We start from the raw sequence: 6,301 nt of genomic DNA, 5'->3' as shown, positions 1-6,301 counted from the left end.
GGGGATAGTATTCAAGGCTCCCCAAGCCGCTCAAACACGCAAAAAACACCGAGAAAGATACAAGAAACTTTGAGCGGCGCATTGCGCAATAGTCTCCTACGAGCTACTGCGATCGTCGAGGGCTATCAGGCAGAGAGTAAGGCTTGGTTGATCTGAGAGTGGGCAGATTGACCTGACTAACAAGTACATAAAGCGCCTACAGATGCACAAACAGGCCAAGGTCATTTACTCGGGATAGTTCTTATTTTATGGATTTTATTACCTTTATAGCCTAAATTACTTAAGATAGATTATTGCAATAGATGACCAAACATAGAGGTATAGCGTCCATAGTTTTCTACATTATACTCCTAATTCTTTTCGTCGGAGCCACTTGGCTTACCCTAACGTATGGGGCAAGTCTAAGCCCCAGTCAGGCAACGAGCACAGCACCAAGCACACTGCCAGAGGCGTTTACCGTCTTCAGTGAGAGCGTTCAGCACCACATGAGCTCGACCATTGGCCTACTTCTGATGCAGATTTTGGTCATACTTATAGCGGCAAGAGGCATGGGCTGGCTCTTTCGCAAGATTCATCAACCTGCAGTAATCGGAGAGATTGTCGCAGGTATCCTGCTCGGCCCATCACTTCTAGGCAAGGTTTCTCCTGAGCTATTCAACTATATCTTCCCCTCTAGTAGCATCTCCAATATACAGTTGTTGAGCAATTTTGGGTTAATCCTCTTTATGTTCGCTGTGGGCATGGAGCTACGCCTATCGGACATCAAGGAGCGACTCCGCTCTAGCCTCATCATCAGCCATGCTGGGATATTCCTACCCTTTGCTCTATCCTTTCCTCTAAGTCTATATATCTACCCGAAATACGCAGCCGAATACACCTCCTTCTTACCCTTTGCTCTCTTCGTTGGCATCGCAATGAGCATCACGGCTTTCCCCGTGCTAGCTCGCATTATACAGGAGAACAACCTACTACGCAAACCTCTCGGCAAGCTCTCTCTCTCCACTGCAGCCGCTAGTGATATCACAGCTTGGCTAATGCTGGCAGCGATTATCGCTATCAGCCAGAGCGGGAGTATGCTTAGCACTGTCTACAATCTGGCATTCCTCATTCTCTATGTGCTGATTATGTTCGGGGTTATTCGTCCACTCTTCCGAATAGCAGGCAAGGTGTACGACAATACTGAAGTTATCGGACATACGCTAGTGGGGGTAATCTTTATCCTTCTGCTCCTGTCGTCCTATGTGACGGAGCTCTTGAGCATGCATGCTCTCTTTGGAGCATTTATTCTTGGGCTTGTGATGCCAGAAGATCTATCGTTTCGTAAGATCATTACGGACAAGGTGGAAGACGTTTCTCTACTACTCTTCCTACCTCTCTTCTTCGTTTCGAGCGGACTACAGACAGAGCTGGGTCTGATTGATAGCCCAGAGATGTGGGTGATGCTAGCCGTATTCACGGCAATTGCGGTAGTAGGCAAAGTGCTTGGGACCTATGTTTCGGCTCGTGCTTGCGGAGAGAAACCCAGAGAAAGTCTATACCTCGGAGCCTTTATGAATACTCGTGGGCTCATGGAGCTGGTTGTACTCGCCATTGGGTACGAGATGGGGATCCTCCCTCCCTCTATATATGTCGTTTTGGTGTTGATGACGGTAATCACGACGGTAATGACGATGCCGATGGTTCACCTGATCAATAAGGTATATGAATGGCGCAAGCATCGAGGCAAAAAGCCACACGTCAAACACCCTGATCAGTACAGTGCACTGCTCTCCTTCGGGCGCCCACAGTCGGGAGCGACTCTGCTGCGCCTAACAGATCAGCTCCTGCGTCGAGGCGATAAGCATCCGCACGTTACGGCTCTGCACATCACGACCAACAAGAGCATTAACACCATTGATGCCGACAAGTATTTCCATGACAACTTCCTACCTCTGAGCCAAGAAGCCGAGAAACTCAACCAAATGGTTGCCCTAGACTATCAGGTAGCCGACAGTGTAGAGGAGGCAATCATTGACAAACTCAAGCAGGAGCGGTTTAACTTACTAATCGTTGGTGCTGGGATCCGACTCTCGGACGATGCCAACGACCGTGCAGCTATCTCGATGCGGGATAAACTTAGTCACCGCATTGGTTCTCTCTCTGTCGCTACAACCGAGCGACTACTCTCTATCCGCAACCTCGTGCGTGACAAGATGCAGTACTTCATAGACCATGCACCCTGTTCGGTAGCTATCCTATTGGGAAGAGATTACTCAATGCCCAAGCGAATACTCCTCTGCGTAGAGAGCGAAGCAGATATGCGCTTGCTCGCATACGCCCGCACCCTAGCAGAGAATAATCAAGCTTATCTTGATCTACACAGCTCCAACAAACAGACAAGTTGGGGCAATCTACACCAGAGTGAGCGCATCGTTTCTAGCGATCTCTGCGTCACCGATGCCTTGATGGAGGGCTACGACCTGCTCGTGGTCAGCCACGAAGAATGGATGCGTAGCTACGACAACGCCCCCGAAACACTTGCTTGCCTACCATCTACGCTCATTATGAGCCTAAAAAATGGGTACTCTCTAGATAAGTAATATAAATCTAACGATATATCTCAATTTAATTATGATGAGATTAACAGAACAAGATCCTTGGCTCAAGCCATACGAAGAACGAATTCAGAAGCGAAACGAGTTTACCCTAGCTCGAGAACGCTCCCTTACACAAGGTGGGCATATCAGCTTGGTGGACTTTGCCAGTGGTCATCTGCACTATGGACTACACCGAGATGACAAGGGCTGTTGGGTGCTAAGAGAATTCCTCCCGGGAGCCACCGAGATCTACCTCATAGGTTCTTTCAACGACTGGCAATGTATGCCGGTCTATCGGCTCAATCGCTTAGATGACTATGGAGATTGGGAGCTAAAGCTATCGGCCAGTACCCTCAAGCATGGAGATCACTATCGCCTATTCGTCATTTGGGGCTATGGTAGTGGAGAGCGTATCCCAGCTTGGGCTAGGCGCGTGGTGCAGGATCAGCAGACAGGGATCTTCAGTGCTCAAGTTTGGGCTCCCGAGGCAGAATATACTTTTGTACACACACGCCCTGCGGCTGACGACAAACCTCTGACGATCTATGAGTGCCATGTCGGTATGTCTAGTGAGGAGGGCAAAGTTGCCACTTACGACGAGTTTAGAGAAAATGTACTGCCACGCATTGCAGCTCTGGGCTACAATGCAATACAGCTAATGGCAGTTCAGGAGCACCCCTACTATGGTTCATTTGGCTATCATGTATCCAACTTCTTCGCTCCTAGCAGTCGCTTCGGCACACCAGAGGAGCTCAAGGCGCTCATTGATGCAGCACATGGTTTGGGACTGCGTGTCATCATGGATCTTGTACATAGCCATGCCGTCAAGAATGAAGTAGAGGGGCTAGCACGCTACGACGGATCTCGTACACTTTTCTTCCACGAAGGGCCACGAGGCGAACACCCTGCATGGGACTCGCTATGCTTCGACTACGGGCGCAATAGCGTGATCCATTTCCTACTATCGAACTGTAAGTACTGGCTCGAGGAGTTCAACTTCGACGGCTTCCGCTTCGATGGTGTATCCAGTATGCTGTACTACAACCATGGTCTAGGAGAGAGCTTCACTTCTTACGCCGACTACTTCAATGGTCATCAGGACGCCGACGCTATGGCTTACCTAGCCATTGCCAATAGGCTCATTCATCAGATCCGCCCCGATGCTATTACCATCGCCGAGGAGGTAAGCGGTATGCCCGGCTTGGCTGCTCCGTTTGAAGACGGAGGCTTTGGCTTCGATTATCGTCTAGCCATGAATATCCCTGACTTCTGGACACGCATCGCTCGCGACTATACAGACGAGCAGTGGAGCCCGGGTGAGGTTTGGCACCAACTGACCAACCGCCGCAAGGACGAGCGTACGATCAGCTATGCGGAGAGCCACGACCAAGCACTCGTAGGGGATAAGACTCTTATTTTCCGCCTTGCAGACGCAGAGATGTATTGGCACATGGGGCGTATGCAGCGTAGCCTAGGAGTGGATCGTGCCGTAGCCCTACACAAGATGATTCGCCTAGCTACCGCAGGCACACTCAACGGTGGTTACCTCAACTTCATGGGCAATGAGTTTGGCCACCCAGAGTGGATCGACTTTCCAAGACAGGGTAATAACTGGTCCTACCACTACGCACGCAGACAGTGGAGCCTAGCGGATAACAAGGATCTACTTTATCACGATCTCGAGAGCTTCGACAAGGCCATGATTTCCTTAATCAGCCAGCAGCCCAACCTAGCTAATGAACCTCTAGTAGAGCACTGGATTGACGAAGAGGATCAGGTACTTTGCTTCAGCCGTGGAGATCTATTCTTCATTTTCAACTTCTCCCCTACTCAGTCGCATGTGGACTATGAGTTCCGCCTACCCCATGGCACTTACGAGATCGAGCTAGACACAGATGCGGTAGAGTTTGGAGGCTTTGGCAATAACGATGCTACAGTTAAGCATCAGGCCATCTACGACGGCTCCACAGAGGACGAAAACTGCCTAATCCGCCTCTACTTACCGGCTCGCTCTGCCCTTGTGGTTAGGCGTAAACAATAATATACTTAGAGAGGAGCAACCTCCTCTATCAACCTCTAGACCCCACCAATGGAGTTCGTCAGTTGGCACTCCGTTGGTGGGGTTCTCTATTTCTGTATGCCACTGACGAGGCAGTCTGCGAATAAAAGGTCAAGGTAAAGGAGGCCATTGCACAAAGCCCATCCATGAAGCCCATACTCTCTTCGTTGTTTTTCTGAATTTAGATAGATCCTCGGGCTTGGATCTTAACCCCTCTTTCGCTCCCGTTCTAGAAGAAATACATTTCTCTGGTTACTTGGCTCCTTGAAGTACAAGAAGACATGGCGTACGCTTGAAATTGTAGACCATAGCTTCAAGGATATTCTATGTATGCGTTCGCTCTAACCCTAGAACAGCATCGTCCGCCAGAAAACAACCGACGAATACAGCCAAAGATACTTTCAATCAAACACCGTATTTTACTTATCATCCGATTGAATAGCTTTTGACTTTCACTAAGAAATCTTTGCTAGACATCACCTCTTGCAGAATGTAAGATAATACCCTAAACCACCGAACTTGCAAGCAAAATCTTCAACGAAACTTCAGCCGAATATTTTGGTAACCCTGTAGCATTTTCAAAAAAGATGTAGCCAACCACTGAACCCATTTTACGGGGTGAGCTACAATGGGATTGTACGATAGGCGATAATCTGTTCTAAGAATCTTCTTATGACCAAACTCACCTGGTTCTGAATAGATTGAATATAAAACACCCCAGTCTCGATAGAGATTGACAATACGAAAATGCCCAGCATAAAGAGGCATAGAGTGAACCAACGAATGGGTATAGGCTATAGGTCCTGTAGTACGTAAAGTTCCCCATTGCCCCTCCCCTTCACCACCTATTTCTGTAAAAGGACAGTAGCAATCTAAGTTCTTCAATACTTGAATAATAACTTCACGTATCATAGGATGCCTGGGTTTGCTAATTATTATCCATTGCATCAACTCTCCACGTGGGATGTTGGGATACTCCTTATGATTAATCCAAAGTCCCTCCTGCTGTCCACCTGGAAGATTATCCCAGTAAGATAACACCAGCTCATCATCTGATCTTAAATGGTTTTCAAGAGGCTCAGTTAGAGTGCTCTTAATATCCAAATAAACCCCGCCCTCTTGATAGATTAGCAAATACCGAAACAGGTCCGCCTTTGCGGCTCCATAGCCTGGAGATATCTTCCTGAAATAGTTTAGAATCTCCTCTGGGTAATGCCTTTTCAGATACGCTTCAATATCAGCGTCATCATAGAAAGAGTAGCTCCAACCGGGGTTTAATTCCTGGAGGTAGGCAATATTATCCTGTATCTCTTGGGGGAGTTTCTTAGAATAGGATGTTTGATGAATTTTACGTGGTATTCCTCCTTCACGACTCAAATCGGGAGGAGGTAGCAAAGAGTCGTAATATGACCTACTAGGAGACTTCGGAAGAAGTTTTTGCCATAAAAAACCCAACAAATAATTCGCTTTCTGAGTTAAATACATTACAACTTTTTGAGTAATAGTGAGTAATATTTTCTAGTCTGAATTTCCAAACAAAGATATGAAAATAAAACCCTTTTTCATGAATGCACATTCCTCCTTCCAGCGCAACAATGTTGATCTAAGTTAGTCCTAAAACTTGGCTTGGCGTTAGGTATCCTAGCCGTTTTCTGGGTCTTCGATT

3 protein-coding genes are annotated in these 6,301 nt (G+C 47.7%); 2 read left to right on the top strand and 1 reads right to left on the bottom strand.

Annotated features, from left to right (window positions below; translation table 11 throughout):
- Nucleotides 1–302: 302 nt before the first annotated feature.
- Both HQ41_RS02720 and HQ41_RS02715 read left to right on the top strand, forming a co-directional pair.
- Nucleotides 303–2,579, top strand: a complete 2,277-nt coding sequence (locus HQ41_RS02720) for a cation:proton antiporter (protein ID WP_044187567.1) — start codon at nucleotides 303–305, stop codon at nucleotides 2,577–2,579.
- 34 nt (nucleotides 2,580–2,613) lie between these two features.
- Nucleotides 2,614–4,617: an alpha amylase C-terminal domain-containing protein gene (locus HQ41_RS02715; protein WP_044187574.1), complete on the top strand. Its 2,004-nt coding sequence runs from the start codon at nucleotides 2,614–2,616 to the stop codon at nucleotides 4,615–4,617.
- A 552-nt stretch (nucleotides 4,618–5,169) separates the two neighbouring features.
- Here the strand turns inward: HQ41_RS02715 and HQ41_RS02710 are convergent.
- The gene (locus tag HQ41_RS02710) at nucleotides 5,170–6,120 is read right to left on the bottom strand and encodes a glycosyltransferase family 32 protein (RefSeq protein ID WP_052405250.1); all 951 of its coding nucleotides are present in this window, start codon (nucleotides 6,118–6,120) and stop codon (nucleotides 5,170–5,172) included.
- Between the last annotated feature and the right edge of the window lie 181 nt (nucleotides 6,121–6,301).

Source organism: Porphyromonas sp. COT-290 OH860, from assembly GCF_000768935.1.
GTDB lineage: Bacteria > Bacteroidota > Bacteroidia > Bacteroidales > Porphyromonadaceae > Porphyromonas.
This window is presented reverse-complemented; position numbering and strand designations above follow the sequence as displayed.